The organism is uncultured Ferrovibrio sp. (assembly GCF_937960835.1).
Classification (GTDB): domain Bacteria; phylum Pseudomonadota; class Alphaproteobacteria; order Ferrovibrionales; family Ferrovibrionaceae; genus Ferrovibrio.
Map to the genome: position 1 here is coordinate 1 of NZ_CALGPC010000005.1, position 14,719 is coordinate 14,719.

The 14,719-nt window shown below is 61.7% G+C and carries 12 protein-coding genes; 5 read left to right on the forward strand and 7 right to left on the reverse strand.

Annotated elements, in window-relative coordinates:
* Positions 1–279: 279 nt before the first annotated feature.
* The 3 genes from Q0603_RS04120 to Q0603_RS04130 are packed head-to-tail and all read right to left on the reverse strand — an operon-like array spanning position 280 to position 3,037.
* Positions 280–960 carry an NnrU family protein gene (locus tag Q0603_RS04120; protein WP_298722502.1) on the reverse strand — a complete coding sequence of 227 codons (681 nt, stop codon included), beginning with the start codon at positions 958–960 and terminating at the stop codon, positions 280–282.
* Entirely contained in the window at positions 957–2,771 is a 1,815-nt protein-coding gene (locus tag Q0603_RS04125; RefSeq protein ID WP_298722505.1) for a tetratricopeptide repeat protein, read from the reverse strand. The genes Q0603_RS04120 and Q0603_RS04125 overlap by 4 nt, the downstream gene beginning before the upstream one ends.
* Positions 2,768–3,037 carry a hypothetical protein gene (locus Q0603_RS04130; RefSeq protein WP_298722507.1) on the reverse strand — a complete coding sequence of 90 codons (270 nt, stop codon included), beginning with the start codon at positions 3,035–3,037 and terminating at the stop codon, positions 2,768–2,770. Before Q0603_RS04130 ends, Q0603_RS04125 begins: the two co-directional genes overlap by 4 nt.
* A 128-nt stretch (positions 3,038–3,165) precedes the next feature.
* On the opposite strand from Q0603_RS04130, the gene Q0603_RS04135 reads away from it, so the two are divergent.
* Both Q0603_RS04135 and Q0603_RS04140 read left to right on the forward strand, forming a co-directional pair.
* Positions 3,166–4,848 carry an iron ABC transporter permease gene (locus Q0603_RS04135; protein WP_298722509.1) on the forward strand — a complete coding sequence of 561 codons (1,683 nt, stop codon included), beginning with the start codon at positions 3,166–3,168 and terminating at the stop codon, positions 4,846–4,848.
* Positions 4,849–4,877: 29 nt separating this feature from the next.
* Positions 4,878–6,422 (forward strand): tetratricopeptide repeat protein, encoded by a 1,545-nt coding sequence (locus tag Q0603_RS04140; RefSeq protein WP_298722510.1) that lies wholly within the window; start codon positions 4,878–4,880, stop codon positions 6,420–6,422.
* Positions 6,423–6,492: 70 nt separating this feature from the next.
* Here Q0603_RS04140 and Q0603_RS04145 read toward each other — a convergent pair whose 3' ends face one another.
* The 4 genes from Q0603_RS04145 to Q0603_RS04160 form a co-directional block, all read right to left on the reverse strand.
* The gene (locus Q0603_RS04145; RefSeq protein WP_298722513.1) at positions 6,493–7,548 is read right to left on the reverse strand and encodes a Fe(3+) ABC transporter substrate-binding protein; all 1,056 of its coding nucleotides are present in this window, start codon (positions 7,546–7,548) and stop codon (positions 6,493–6,495) included.
* 109 nt (positions 7,549–7,657) lie between these two features.
* A complete protein-coding gene (locus Q0603_RS04150; RefSeq protein ID WP_298722516.1) occupies positions 7,658–8,458 on the reverse strand; it encodes an alpha/beta hydrolase in 801 nt (266 codons plus the stop codon).
* 19 nt (positions 8,459–8,477) lie between these two features.
* Positions 8,478–10,034 (reverse strand): benzoate-CoA ligase family protein, encoded by a 1,557-nt coding sequence (locus Q0603_RS04155; protein ID WP_298722519.1) that lies wholly within the window; start codon positions 10,032–10,034, stop codon positions 8,478–8,480.
* A gap of 47 nt (positions 10,035–10,081) precedes the next feature.
* Entirely contained in the window at positions 10,082–10,549 is a 468-nt protein-coding gene (locus Q0603_RS04160) for a flavodoxin domain-containing protein (RefSeq protein ID WP_298722522.1), read from the reverse strand.
* Positions 10,550–10,634: 85 nt separating this feature from the next.
* Here Q0603_RS04160 and Q0603_RS04165 point away from each other — a divergent pair, with 85 nt between their 5' ends.
* The 3 genes from Q0603_RS04165 to boxB all read left to right on the forward strand — a co-directional run bounded on the left by Q0603_RS04165 (position 10,635) and on the right by boxB (position 14,713).
* Complete coding sequence (locus Q0603_RS04165; protein ID WP_298722525.1) at positions 10,635–11,537, forward strand: helix-turn-helix transcriptional regulator; 903 nt, start codon at positions 10,635–10,637, stop codon at positions 11,535–11,537.
* A gap of 69 nt (positions 11,538–11,606) precedes the next feature.
* Positions 11,607–13,298, forward strand: a complete 1,692-nt coding sequence (boxC, locus tag Q0603_RS04170) for a 2,3-epoxybenzoyl-CoA dihydrolase (protein ID WP_298722528.1) — start codon at positions 11,607–11,609, stop codon at positions 13,296–13,298.
* Positions 13,299–13,300: 2 nt separating this feature from the next.
* Positions 13,301–14,713 (forward strand): benzoyl-CoA 2,3-epoxidase subunit BoxB, encoded by a 1,413-nt coding sequence (boxB, locus tag Q0603_RS04175; RefSeq protein ID WP_298722530.1) that lies wholly within the window; start codon positions 13,301–13,303, stop codon positions 14,711–14,713.
* Positions 14,714–14,719 lie beyond the last annotated feature (6 nt).

Sequence of the window (14,719 nt, forward strand, 5' to 3'; positions counted from 1 at the left end):
AGAAAGGTCAGTCATGGCTTTAGCTCCTGAACAGGAACTTATAGGACTGCGGTTGTTCAGTCAAGTATATAATTCGGGGCTGGACGGCAGCCGTTCCCCAGGACCCAGCTCGCCAGCCAGAACGGCCCGTCGGATGGCGCCATAAAGCTGCTCCTGAAGCCCGGCGGGATTGCCACCGCGGTCGGGATGAAACCAGGCTATAAACCGTCCGGCCGGGCGCCGAGCCATGCTTTAAATCTTCTATTTAAGAATATATATTAAGATATTGATATCACATAATTATGGATAATAAGCCGGCACACCAAATAAAGTTGCATGCGCCCACAGGAAAATTGCGTAAAGGGCTGCTGCAAAAAGAATATTCAGCCATCCGATATCGCCGAAGCCAAGCCGCACTCGCCCCGCCGCCACTGCTGCGAAAGGAATAATTGAAGTTTTACTTTTAAACTCTTCCCATTCCTCACCAAATAAGCGCGCCCGCTTCCGATCTATGGAGCGCATGCCGTTCAGCGAGGTAATCAGCACTGCGGCGGCCAGCAGCCAGGTGGCCAGATCACCGTTGGCAATGATGTGAGAGATGGCCCAGAGGCTGAAGGCCCAGAGCATCGGGTGGCGGGTAATCTTGGTGAAGCCGATCACCGGCAGCTCTCCCTTCAGCACCATGTCGGGCCCCGCCATGGTGGGATTACTAGCCCTCAGGCTGCCGACCAGGAACAACAAAGCGACCGGCATAACCACGATGGGGACGACAGCAAGGGCAGAAGTGGTCGGCCAGAACTCGACATAGGGGGCCCTGGCATAGGTCCAGATCAGGGCGATGAGCGAAATAGCGCTCAGGACTGAGAACAACCCACGGTAGGCGTTCAGCCCCAGGCGCTGGACTAGCGGGGACCGCAATGGCCCCGCCACCACGACATGCAGCAACATCCAGGCCAAGGCGGCGATCGTTAGCGCGGTCATTCGTCATCCTTTTCTTTGCGGATCGTCTCTGCAATTTGCTCGGCAATGTTAACGGCCTGACTGCGCTCGATGGGCAGAAGCTGCGCCTCCACATGCCGGCGGTTGGCTGCGGCCTCCCGTAGCCCAAATCCCTCTGCCAGGCGGAAATAGGCCCAGGCCGCGAGCGGATCGGCCGGACGCCCCTCGCCCCGGAAGGTCAGATCGCCAAGGACATAAAGCGCTTCGGCATAGCCCTGGCGGGCGGACCGCTCAAGCCAGAGAAGTCCCGCCGCCTGATCGGCTGGCACGCCGTCGCCGCTGAACAGAATGCGCGCCACCTGAAACTGGGCGGCTGGGTTGCCGCGCTCGGCCCCGACTTTATACCACCGGAAGGCCTCCGCCTGATCGGCCGGTATTCCCTCCCCCGCCTCGACATAGCTGGCATATTTGAACGCCGCTGCGGCATGGCCGTTTTCGGCTGCGCGCCGGAACCAGGTCAGCGCCGCGGACAGGTTCTGCGGAATACCTGCCCATCCCTGCTCCAGCCACAAGGCCCAGCGGAATTGCGCCGGGGCATAGCCCTGCTCGGCCTGAGCCGCCAGCAGCTTGGCCGCACGAGCAGGATCGGCTGGGCGGCCACGGCCCTCGGCTAGATACATGGTGAAATTGTTGGTCGACGGGCCATGCCCCTCAAGCGCGGCCTTCTCCCAGAGGTCCATCGCCGCCGACGTATCGGGCTGCACGCCGCCTGAGCCATTGAACAGGATCAGCGCCAGGTAATTGCGAGACGAATTGTCGCCGGCTTCTGCCGCACGTTGCAGAAAGGGCAAGGCCGCTCTTGGATCGGCCGGCCCGCCTTCTCCACGGAACAGCATCCGCCCCGCCATGGCGCTGGCCAGCGTATGCCCGGTCTGCGCGGCAAGCAGCGCGAGCCGGCGTGCTTCCGCTTCATTGGCGCTGCCAAGCGCGCCGTCTCCATGCAGAAGCGCGAGATTGTACCAGCCATTCGGGTCGCCAAGGCTGCCGGCTTGGGCAAAGAGCTGCGCGCCCCGATGCGGGTCACGCGGGATGCCGATACCAAAGGCGTGATAGCGTCCAAGCTCGTTGAGCCCTTCGGCCAGCCCAGCCTCAGCTGCCAGCTCCGCCATCTTCAGACCTTCACGGCGCTCGTCCGCCGAAGCGGTTTCAAGGCTGAAGATATAGGCGAGATAGGCCTGGGCATAAGGCACACCGTTCGAGGCTGCATCGCGCAGCAGCCGCAGACCGCGCGCCGGGTCCGCCGGCGCCAGCACGCCTTCCATCAGGAACCGGCCGAGCCGGTAACGCGCATTCATCGCCCCCGCAGCGACAGCCTGTTCCAGCAGGGCGATGGCCTGCTGCGGCTGATCCGGCCGCAATTCAAGCGAGACTTCGGCCAAATTTGCGAGCGCCGTCGCCTCGCCCTTGTCAGCCGCACGCTGCAGCACCTGCTCGGCGCGAACGAAATCCTGCGGACCGCCCTGTCCTTGCAGCAGCAGGAAGCCCAGCCCCAGCAACCCGCGCGGATGGTCGCGTTCCGCTGCGCGCTCGTACCATTGCCGCGCCTTCACCACGTCCCGGCCGACACCAAGGCCAAGCTGATATGCCAGCCCGATTTCGAACTGCGCCTGCGCATCGCCCGCCTCGGCTTCGCGCAACAGATCGGCAATGGAACGCACCGGAGATACCGGCGCTTGGAAAGGGCGGGAAAACCGGTCCGTCGGCGCAGCAACCGACAGCTCGGCCAGACCGGTAAAGCTAGCAATTGTCAGGATGGCGACAAGCCCGAGGCGGCCACCCAAAACAGAACTCATGAGTTGCTCGCGGGAATCTCGAATAAGGCGCGGCCGCGTTTCGTCAGCTTGCAAACCAGCCAGTCCGGCTTGATGGGATTCTCAAACCACGGCTCTGCCCAGCCGGCCTTGATGCAGGACACGATCGTCGTATGACTGATCAACTGGCCGTGCTCATCGAAAAGCGGCAGTTTGCCGCCGGGCTGCTTCAGGCCGCGCCGCAGGTAGCGAAGCTGTGCGTCTGTCGGTTTAGGACCTCCGCCTGGAAACCGGACCGCCTCTCCCATCGCCCCCTCCTTTCCGGATGGCGCAGCATAGAAAAGCCCGGTGCCGCCGTCTATTCGCCCGGTATTGCCCCCGTATTCACCCCGGGATATTTGCGACTCGGTTGCAAATGCCTTAAGCAGGGCGGGCTGTGACCGATATCGTTTCTTCCGCGCCTTCATCCAACCTGCCCGTGCTGCGCCGCCGGCGAGGCCTCGTCTGGATCAGTCTGGCGGCCATCGTCGCGCTTGTCATTGCCGCGCCGGTCTTCGCCATCCTGGTCAATCTCAGCCATCCGGCAGGCGAGCTATGGCGGCATCTGATCAGCACCGTTCTGCCGGAGATGCTGTACAACACCATCGTGCTGATGGTCGGCGTCGGCCTTGGCACGATGATCATCGGCACCGGCTGCGCCTGGCTGGTGACCATGACCGAATTTCCCGGGCGGCGCTGGCTGGCTTGGGCGCTGTTCCTGCCGCTGGCCATGCCCAGCTATGTGACGGCCTTCGTCTATGGCGACCTGCTGCAATATGCCGGTCCAATTCAGAGCGGGCTACGGCAGCTGTTTGGCTGGGAACGCGGCGATTATTGGTTCCCGGACGTCCTCTCGCTTGGCGGCGCCGTCTTCCTGCTCATCTTCGCCTTCTTCCCCTATGTCTTCATGCTGGCACGCGCGGCCTTCCTTGACCAGTCGGTCTGCGTACTGGAAGTCGGCCGTACGCTGGGCTTGGGACCGTGGCAGCGTTTCCTGCGCATTGCGCTGCCCCTGGCCCGGCCGATGATTGCCGGCGGCGTGGCCCTTGCGCTGATGGAAACCTTGGCTGAATTCGGTGCCGTCAGCTATTTCGGCGTGCCGACCTTCACGACCGCGATCTATCGCACATGGTTCGGCATGGGCGACGCCGTCGCCGCCGCGCAACTTGCCGCCGTATTGCTGGTCTTCGTACTCGCCGCGGTCATGCTGGAGCGAGCCAGCCGTCAAGCCAAGCGCTTCCATCACACCTCAGCGCGGACCCGGCCGCTTCCGTTGCGGCCTCTGCCTCCGGTTGCTGCGGCTTTCGCCATCCTGGCTTGTGCATTGCCGGTGCTGATCGGTTTTGTCCTGCCGGGCGGCTGGCTTCTGTATCTCGCCATCGACCAGGGAGATTCGCTCGGCCTGGCGCGGCTAGTCGAATTCACCACGAACAGCTTCCTCCTGGCCGGAATCGCAGCCGTGCTGCTGATCGCCGTCGCGCTCGGCCTCGCCTACGCGCAGCGCCTCAATCCGACGCGCGGCATGAGCTGGCTGATCCAGCTTGCCACCATGGGCTATGCGGTGCCGGGTTCGGTGATCGCCATCGGCGTACTGCTGCCGCTGGCCTTCTTCGATCATGCGCTCAACGACTGGGCCCAGGCGACCTTCGGCATTGCCCCGGGATTGCTGCTCAGCGGCAGCCTGATCGCCTTGTTCTATGCCTATCTCGTCCGTTTCCTGGCGGTCAGCTTTAACACCATCGATGGCGGTCTGCACCGCATCCGCCCCAGCCTGGATCAGGCCGCCCGGGTGCTGGGCCAGACGCCTTTGGGCGTGGTACGCCGCATCCATGCACCTCTTTTGCGGGGCAGCATGCTGACCGCCGCCATGCTGATTTTCGTCGATGTTCTGAAGGAATTGCCGGCGACTCTGATCGTCCGTCCCTTCGACTTTGACACCCTGGCCGTCCGCGTCTATCAGTTGGCCAGCGATGAACGCTTGGGCGAAGCATCGACTGGCGCCCTGATCATTGTCGCCGTCAGCCTCATTCCCGTAATTTGGCTGCATGCAGCGGTGGCGCGCTCGCGCCCCGGGGAATAAGCACCCGGAAACAGCAACAGGATGATGTGATGGCAGGTTCAGTGAGCGACACGCTTTTGCAGCAGGCCGGCGTCAGCGGCGACCCGCTCGCTGCGGCCAACGCCATGGCGGCGCGCGGTGAGATGGATGCCGCGCAAAAGCTGCTTGAGGATCTGGTCAAACGCTCACCCAGACGTGCCGATGCCTGGTTTGGACTGGGACAGGTGCATGCTCAGCGCAACGCCTTCAAGCCGGCCGCGCAAGCCTTCAAGCGCGCCATTCAACTGATTCCGCATATTCCCGATGGCTATGTGCTGCTCGGCAATCTGTATCTGCGCAACGGGCGCACCAGTCAGGCCCTCGATACCTATCGTGACGGGCTGAAGCATCAACCGCGGAATCCGCTGCTGCATTTCAATCTTGGCATCGGTCTGCGGCAAAGCGGCGATCTCGAAGGTGCCATCGCCAGCTACAAGAAGGCAATCGAATTGCAGCCTTCCTATGCACAGGCCTATTTCAGCCTTGGCAATGCTTATCGTGACCTCAACCGCCTTGAGGATGCCGAAGCGGCCTACCGGCAGGCGATCGCATTGGAACCCAATCACGCCGACGCCTACACCAATCTCGGCGCGCTGCTCGCCAGCAAGGAAGACCACCTCGCCGCCATCGAGGTTTCCCTCGCGGCACTCGAGCGTGCGCCCTCGCATATCCATGCGCTGCGCAACCTGACGCTGTCGCTGAACAAGCTCGGCCGCTTTGCCGAAGGCGCTGGCGTCGCGATCAGCGCCTTGGCGGTAGCGCCGGACGATACTGCTTTGAATTACCACACGAGCGAATTGCTCTATGGACTGATCCGCGCTGGCGAACTCGCGAAGGCCCAAGAATTCGCGAGGCAATGGCGCCAGGTCAGCCCCAATCATCCCGTCGCCCAGCATATGACCGCCGCCATCCTCGGCGAGGGCATGCCCGAGCGTGCTGGCGATCATTACGTGCGCGAGACCTTCGACCGCTTCTCGCAGGATTTCGACGAGACGCTGGAGAGGCTGAACTACCGCATCCCTGAAACTCTCAGCAATGCCGCACTGGAAGCAATCGGGCGCCGCGATATTGCCATTCTCGATGCGGGCTGCGGCACCGGATTGTGCGCTCCCTACCTCAAGCCGGCCGCACGCAAGCTGACGGGTGTAGATCTGAGCGGTGGCATGCTGGCCAGGGCCCGCGAGCGCGGTTTGTATGATGCCTTGCATGAGGCGGAACTGAACACGTTTCTGGCGCAAACCCCGGATCGCTACGATCTGACCATTGCGGCGGACGTCTTCTGCTATTTCGGTGCGCTGGCGCCGAGTTTTGTAGCGATTGCCGACAAAACGGCGCCCCAGGGCATCTTCGGCTTCACGGTTGAGGCCATGCAGGGCGGCGCGCCCGTTGAAGGCTATCGCCTGGGAGCGGCTGGCCGTTACCAGCATGACGAGGCTTATGTCAGGTCGTCGCTGGAAGATGCAGGCTTCAACATCCTGCGTCTGGAGGTGGTTCCTGGACGTCTGGAGATGGGAAAACCGGTGGACTTCTTCATGGCACTGGCCCAGAAGGCCTGAACTGTTGAATGAGTATCTAAACAAAAAGGGCGGGGTTTTCCCCGCCCTTCGCATCTGAAATCGGCGGAATTTACTTCCAGCCGGCGCGATCCATCAGCTTGAGCGCGGCCTCGTTGTTCTTGCCGAACACGGCCGCATTCAACTGATCCTCCTTGAACTCGGACCAGCTTTGAATGATCGGATGCAGCGGCACGCCGGCCACCACCGGGAATTCGTAATTCCCCTTGGCGAAGTATTCCTGCGCTTCCTTCGACGCCAGATACTCCAGGAACTTGATGGCATTGGCCTTGTTCGGCGAATACTTGGCCACGCCAGCGCCGCTGATATTCACGTGGGTGCCGCGGTCGCCCTGGTTGGGGAAGATGACGGCGAGGTTCGCCACCACGGCATTATCTTCCGGCTTCTTCGAACCGAGCAGGCGCGCGAAGTAATAGGTGTTCGACACCGCCACATCGCCCTCGCCCGCGGCGACCGCCTTGATCTGATCGGTATCGCCGCCTTTCGGCGCGCGCGCCATGTTGGCGACCACCGCCTTGGCCCAAACCTCGGTGGCCTCAGGCCCAAGCGTCGCGATCATCGAGCCGACCAGGGACTGGTTGTAAACATTGGTCGACGAGCGGATCAGCACCCGGCCCTTCCACTTCGGATCGGCCAGATCCTCATAGCGGGTGATCTCGCCCGACTTCACCTTGTCCTTATGGACGACAATGATACGGGCGCGCTTGGAAAAACCGAACCAATGACCGTCCGGCTCACGCAGATGCGCCGGAATAGCCTTCTCCAGGGCCGCCGACTTGATCGGCTGCAGCAATCCCATCTCCTGCGCGCGCCACAGGCGGCCGGCATCGACGGTGATCAGCACGTCGGCCGGGCTCTTGTCGCCTTCGGCGCGCATGCGCTGCAGCAGCTGATCCTCGCCCGCTTCCAGGCGGTTGATCTTGATGCCGGTCGACTTGGTGAAATTCTCGTACAGCGCTTCGTCAGTATCGTAGTGGCGTGACGAGTAGATGTTCAGGACGTCCTGTGCCGCAGCCGCGCCAGGCAGCGCCATTGAAGCCAAGCCCAGCAAAGCTCCTATGGCAAGCGCGCGGCGCGAAACAAGGTGATCGAACAGCCCTTTCGGCATGATCCGCTCCTAGAATTTGTATATGCGAGTGACTTGCAGTCGCGCAAACCCTACCACTGGCGTCGGACACCAGCAAGTGAGAGGCAGTCTCAGATTTTTCTGGAACGGCTCAAAAACTCGTCAGCTTGCGGATAAAACTCTTCAGGGCATCGCGGGTCACATCGGGCTGGTCGCGGTGCGGGCTATGGCCGCAACACGGCAGCAACTGCGTCTCCACCCTGCCCCCTGCCTGCTGCGCGATGAAATCCACCTGCGCAGCCGTGCCATATTCATCATCCTCGCCCTGGATCACCAAGACGGGCGCTGTAATACGCTTCACATACTCCTCGATATTCCAGTGCCGGAATTCCCGGGTGAGCCAGGCATCGCACCAGCCGCGAAAGGCGTAATCGACATTGTCCCCATGGTATTTCGCCAGGCGGCTGCGCAAGTCCGTCTCTTCATAGGCGCGATGGGCCGCTTGTATTGACTTGATGGAAATGTCTTCGCAAAAACTATGCGGCGCCAGTACGGCCAGGCCCAGCAATCCCTCACGGGCACCCGATCCAGCATAGATCAGCGAGATGGATGCGCCATCCGAATGGCCGATCAGGATATGCCGGCCGATCCCCAGCGCGGACAACAAAGCCGGCAACTCTATCTTGGCCTCGTCATGCATGTAGGTGAGCGGTCGCGGCAACACACAGGGATCGGAGCCGCCATAGCCGACGCGGCTATAAACCAGCGCCGGCAAGCCTGTCACCTCCGCTACCTGATCGGGGAATTCCTTCCAAAGCGCAATGCAGCCCAATCCTTCGTGAAGAAAGACCAACACTGGCTGATCGACATCGCGCAGCACGGATTGCTTCTGGCCGATCCAGCGATATTCCACCCGGCCACCGGGCAAGTTCACATGCTGCAATGTCGCCACGCCGTTATGTCTGCTTTTGTTACGCTTGGGCTCTCAGTTTGAAGCGCTGGATCTTCCCGGTTGCCGTCTTCGGCAGCTCGCTGACGAATTCGATCCAACGCGGATACTTGTACGGCGCGAGACGGTCCTTGACGAAGCTCTGCAATTCGCCGACCAGCGCATCCGTCGCGCCGACGCCATCCTTCAGCACGACAAAGGCTTTGGGCTTGATCAGATCGTCATTGTCGGCATGGCCTACCACCGCCACTTCCAGCACTTTCGGATGTGCTTGCAAGGCAGACTCGACTTCGAAAGGCGATACCCAGATGCCGCTCACTTTCAGCATGTCGTCCGAGCGCCCGGCATAGATGTAATAGCCCTCCTTGGTCTGCAGGTATTTGTCGCCAGTGCGCGTCCACGGTCCCTGGAAGGTGGCAAGGCTTTTGGCGCGGTTGTTCCAATAGGCCACGGCGCTGGACGGACCGGAGACCAGCAATTCGCCGATCTCGCCCTGCTCGACCTCCTGGCCGTTTTCATTGACGATCTTCAGGTCGTAACCGGGCACCGCAACGCCGGTCGTGCCATAGCGGATGTCATCGGGCCGGTTGGACAGAAAGATATGCAGCATCTCAGTCGAGCCGATGCCGTCGAGGATCGGTACGCCGAAGGTTTTCTCCCAGCGCTTGCCGATCTCTTCCGGCAGCGCCTCACCAGCCGAAACACAGCGGCGCAGCTTGGCCGAGCCGCTTTCCTTGGTGATGGTCTGATCGGCCAAGATCCCGGCATACAGTGTCGGCACGCCGTAGAAGATGGTCGCCTGATGCTGCTTCAGGCGCTGCATCACCGCAGCCGGCGTGGGCCGTTCTGCCATCAGCACAGCAGTGGCCCCGGCGTGCAGCGGAAAGGTCATGGCATTGCCGAGGCCATAGGCGAAGAACAGCTTCGCCGCCGAGAAGACGACGTCGTTTTCTACGATCCCCAGAACTTCCTGGCCATACAGCACAGCAGTATGGATGAGGTCGCCATGCAGGTGCATGGCTCCTTTCGGCGATCCGGTGGAGCCGGAAGAATAGAGCCAGAAACCGATATCGTCCGGCGTGGTCGCGGCGGCCTCAAGCTGATCGGACTGCTCGGCAAGCAATTTGGGCAGCGGCGTCACCGTTGGCGGCACCTGACCCGAGATCAGCACCTTCTCCAAATAAGGCTGGTCGGAGACGATCGGACGGAATTTCTCCATCAATGCGTCCGAAACGACCAGCAGCACAGCGCGACTGTCGCGCAGGAAGAAGTCGTAATCCTTGGTGGTAAGCAGCGTATTGACCGGTACCGGCACGGCGCCGATCTTCATCGCGCCAAAGAACATGGCCGGGAAGTCGATGCCATCGAGCAGGGCCAGCATCACGCGCTGTTCCGGCTGCACCCCCTGTGCCTTGAGGAGATTGCCGGCGCGGTTCACGCGCGCGGCAAGCTCGGCATAAGTGTAACTGCCCTTGTCGTCGATGAAGGCGATCTTGTCGCCGCGCCCTTCGGCGATATGACGGTCGATGAAATGGCTGGCGGCGTTATACCGCCGCGGCAGCTCCAGAAAGCGCGGCATCGTTTCCTCCCATTTTTTATGCGCCGCTTCTTACGTGGCCGACCGGCCTAGGCGGCTTTGGCGAGCGGAGCGACCTGCTCAATCCATTCCAGCGCCCAGGCAACGCCCTCCTCTTCCGGCAGGCTGCCGCCCGAGGCGTTATGCTGCAGCCGCTCGCCCACCAGGGTCGCGTTCAGCTCGGTCAGAATGGTTTCGAAATGCTGGCCGCCATGATTGAAGGTGTCCTGGTAGGTGCTGTCTCCCAGGCCGATGATGCCGACCAGCTTGCCCGTCAGATCCGGCTTGGCCGCTTGCAGATCGGCGAGGAAATCCCGCGCATTGTCCGGCACGTCGCCCTGGCCGTAGGTGGAGGTGCAGATCAGGAAGGCGCCCGGGCGCTGAAAGACGTCGGCCTTCAGATTGTCCATCAGCAGGATCTCGACCGCGTGCCCCTTGTCTTCGAGGGCCTTCTTCACATCGCCGGCAACAAGCTCGGCGGTTCCGGTCATGGTGCCGACAAGAATGGAAATCTGCATCCTGCTTCTCCCAAACAGTAGTGGGTCCGAACTATAACGCATGATATGCTAGTGCTCCAGCGGAATTTGCATTATAGTGCATAATATGAGCGACAGCCGGGACAAGCAGAATGCAGACGATGCCGCCTTCCTCCAGGCGGTGGGAGAGCGTGTTCGCAACGCCCGCGCCCGACGCGGCATGAGCCGCAAAATTCTCGCCAAGGATTCCGGTGTTTCCGAACGCTACATCGCGCAGCTCGAAAGCGGCGCGGGCAACATCTCGATCCTATTGTTGCGGCAGATCGCTCGGGCCATGGATCTGTCGATCACTGAATTCCTTGGCGACCGCGCCCCGCTGACTGTCGACCAAGCCCTGCTGCTTCGCCAGGTGGAAGACCTGACGCCGCAGCAACTGCAGGAACTGCAGACGTTCATCCGCGACCGGTTCGGCATCGCCTCCAGTGTTAAACGCCATATCGCCTTGATCGGCTTGCGTGGCGCCGGCAAGACCACGCTGGGGCAGAAGCTCGCCGGGAGCTTCGGCCTGCAATTCATTGAAATGGCCAAGGAAATTGAGGCCGAAGCAGGTATCAGCCTGAACGAGATTTTCGATCTCTACGGCCAAGCCGCCTATCGCCGTTTTGAACGCCGGGCGCTGGAACGCGTGACCGCCGACCCGGCGCCGAAGGTAATCGCCACCGGCGGCAGTCTGCCGTCAGAGCCGTCGACCTACGCTCACCTTCTGAGTCATTGCTTTACGATCTGGCTGAAGGCTCAACCGGAGGAGCATATGGGCCGCGTGGTCGCTCAGGGCGACCTGCGTCCGATTGCGGGACATTCGGAAGCCATGGCAGATCTCAAGCGGATTCTGGCCCAGCGCGAGGCCCTGTATGCCCGCGCCGACATGATCTTCGATACAGCCGGCAAAACAGTTGAACAGGCCAGCACCGAACTCATCGCCGCGCTGCGCAACCACCCCTCCTGGCTGGCTCAGGACGCTGCGGAATAAACTGCAAGATATTTCTTGTCGCCCCGATAATATGTATTATAATGCACCTCCATAATAGGGAGGTTGTCCATGGCCCAGAGCCAGCAGAACGGTGCAGCGCTAGTCGATCTGCCGGTCGATTTCCGCACCGAGCCAAGCCAGTATAAGCATTGGAAGCTCAGTTTCGATGGGCCGGTTGCCACGCTGGCAATGGACGTCAAGGAGGATGGCGGTCTCCGCCCCGGCTATGAGCTGAAACTCAATTCCTACGATCTCGGCGTCGATATCGAACTGCATGACGCGATCCAGCGCCTGCGGTTCGAACATCCGGAGATCCGCGCCGTCATCATCACCTCGGCCAAGGAACGCGTCTTCTGCGCGGGTGCGAATATCCGCATGCTCAGCCAATCGGCCCATGGCTGGAAGGTGAATTTCTGCAAATTCACCAACGAGACCCGCAATGGGATCGAAGAAGCGACCGCCGAGTCCAAGCAGACCTATATCGCCGCGGTGAATGGTCCCTGCGCGGGCGGCGGCTACGAACTGGCGCTAGCCGCTGACTACATCGTCATGGCCGATGACGGCAACACCGCCGTCTCGCTGCCGGAAGTCCCCCTCCTCGCCGTTCTGCCCGGCACCGGCGGCCTTACCCGTCTGGTCGACAAGCGTCTGGTACGCCGCGACCGTGCAGACTTCTTCTGCACCATCGAGGAAGGCATCAAGGGCAAGCGCGCCGTCGACTGGCGGCTGGTCGACGAAGTCGTGCCGCGCACCAAGCTGTCAGAAGTGGCCCGCGCTCGCGCAGAGGATTTCGCCGCCAAGTCGGATCGCCCGGCGAATGCCAAGGGCATCACGCTGACCAGGCTGGAGCGCAAGATCGAGGGCGACCGCATCGCCTATAGTTCGGTCGAAGCCAAGCTGGACCGCGTCAAGGGTGTGGCTGAGATCACCATCGCCGGCCCGAAGGCTCCGCCGCCGGCCGATGCTGAAGGCATCCAGGCGCAAGGCGACAAGTTCTGGTCGCTGGCGCTGGCGCGCGAACTGGACGACCTGATCCTGCATCTGCGCACCAATGAAGAAACCATCGGGCTGTGGATTTTCCGCACCCATGGCGATGCCGATCTGGTCGCTGCCTATGACGCTGTCCTGGAGCAAAACAAGTCGCATTGGCTGGTGCGCGAAATCCGCCTGTTCCTGAAGCGCGTGTTCAAGCGTATCGACGTCTCGTCGCGCTCCATCTTCGCGCTGATCGAACCCGGCTCCTGCTTTACCGGCACGCTGCTCGAACTCGCGCTGGCATCTGACCGTTCCTACATGCTGGACGGCACTTTCGAGGGCGATAACCGTCCGCCCGCCACCTTGCGCCTCACTCCGCTCAATTTCGGCGCCTACCCCATGGCGAACGGATTGAGCCGCCTTGCCAGCCGCAACCTAGACAACCCCACGCATGTCGAGGATCTGAAAGCCAGGATCGGCGAAGTTCTCGATGCCAAAGCCGCCGATGAAGCCGGCCTCGTCACCTTCACTCCTGACGACATCGACTGGGATGACGAGGTGCGCATCGCCATCGAGGAACGCGCCGCCTTCTCGCCTGATGCGCTCACCGGCATGGAGGCATCGCTGCGCTTCGGCGGCCCCGAGACGATGGAGACCAAGATCTTCGGCCGTCTCACCGCCTGGCAGAACTGGATTTTCCAGCGCCCCAACGCTGTCGGCGATCAGGGTGCGCTCAAACAATATGGCACCGGTCAACGGGCTGCCTATGACCGCAGGAGGGTCTGAGAATGGCGATCGACTACAATTCGCGGATTCCAAATAACGTCAATCTCTCGGATAACCGCCGCCTGCAGCGCGCGCTGGAAGAATGGCAGCCGAAATTCCTGGAATGGTGGAATGACATGGGCCCGGCAGGCTTTCAGGCTCGCGAGGTCTATCTGCGCACTGCCGTCAGCGTGGATTCCCAGGGCTGGGCGCATTTCGACTACGTGAAGATGCCCGACTACCGCTGGGGCATCTTCCTGGCTGAGCCCGAGAAGGACCGGAAGATCAACTTCGGCGATCACAAGGGCGAGGCCGCATGGCAGGAAGTGCCCGGCGAATATCGCGGCGTGCTGCGCCGCCTGATCGTCACCCAGGGCGATACCGAACCGGCCTCAGTTGAGCAGCAGCGCCTGCTGGGCCAGACCTGCCCGTCCCTCTATGACCTGCGCAATCTGTTCCAGGTCAATGTCGAGGAAGGCCGGCATCTCTGGGCGATGGTGTATCTGCTGGATGCCCATTTCGGCCGCGATGGCCGCGAGGAAGCCGAAGCCCTGCTGCAGCGCCGTTCGGGCGACAGCGACAAGCCCCGCATCCTGGGCGCCTTCAACGAGGCGACGCCGGACTGGCTCAGCTTCTTCATGTTCACCTTCTTCACCGACCGCGACGGCAAGTTCCAGCTCGCCTCACTGGCGGAAAGCGGCTTCGATCCGCTGTCGCGCACCTGCCGCTTCATGCTGACGGAAGAAGCGCATCACATGTTCGTCGGCGAGACCGGTATCGGCCGCGTCATTCAGCGCACCTGCGAAGTCATGCGCGACTTCAAGACCGACGACGTGCGCAAGCATGGCGTGATCGATCTGCCGACCATTCAGAAGTATCTCAACTTCCATTTCTCGGTGTCGCTCGATCTGTTCGGATCGGAGATTTCCACCAACGCGGCGAATTACTACACGATGGGTCTCAAGGGCCGCTTCGAGGAAACCCGCATCGATGACGATCACAAGCTGACCGATGCCGCCTACAAGGTGCTGCAGCTGCGCGGCGACACTATTGTCGACAGCGAGGAACCCGCGCTGCCTGCACTGAACGAGCGGCTGCGCGATGATTACGTGACGGATTGCGCGCGCGGCGTGATGCGATGGAACCAGATTTTCAAGCGCTACGGGATCGACTTCGAACTGAAGCTGCCGCATCGCGCCTTCCACCGCCAGATCGGCCAGTTTGCCGACGTGCATGTCACTCCCGAGGGCAAGGTTATCAGCCAGGCCGAATGGGATGCCCGCCAGCACGAATGGCTGCCCACCGATGCCGACCGGGCCTATGTGATCAGCCTTATGCACCCGGTGACCGAGATCGGGAAATTTGCCAACTGGATCGCGCCGCCGGCCCGCGGCATCAACAACAAGCCCATCGACTTCGAATACGTCCGGGCCTGATTCCCC